The sequence below is a fragment of the Pseudomonas sp. GW456-12-10-14-LB2 genome (assembly GCF_002884345.1).
Lineage (GTDB): Bacteria > Pseudomonadota > Gammaproteobacteria > Pseudomonadales > Pseudomonadaceae > Aquipseudomonas > Aquipseudomonas paraglycinae.
The window spans coordinates 1-268 of sequence record NZ_POHV01000174.1 but is presented as its reverse complement, the minus strand read 5'-3'; the positions used below and the strand labels follow the sequence as shown (position 1 = coordinate 268).

The following is a 268-nucleotide window of genomic DNA, read 5'->3' as shown; positions in this document are numbered from 1 at the left end:
GGTGGAAGTGGAGGTCGATCCCGCCCTGAGCGCGGCCGACGGGCACGCCGTGGCGCTGGACGTGCGCCACCGGCTCCTGCACGAGGTCGATTTCTTGTCCGACGCGGCGGTGCACGTCTGCGCCGGCGGACGCGGCCACCGCGTTGCGGCCCACGCGCACGACGGACTGCCGCCGCACGCGCATTGAACGCATGAGGATATTGCTCGCCGAGGACGACGCGAAGGTCGCCAAGCACGTCCGCCAGGCGCTGGCGGCGGAGGGCTAAGC

1 protein-coding gene is annotated in these 268 nt (G+C 72.4%); it reads left to right on the top strand.

The window, feature by feature from the left end:
• The coding region (locus tag C1X29_RS29310; protein ID WP_218275724.1) for a hypothetical protein at window positions 1-187 on the top strand (187 nt) is incomplete at its 5' end.
• Window positions 188-268 lie beyond the last annotated feature (81 nt).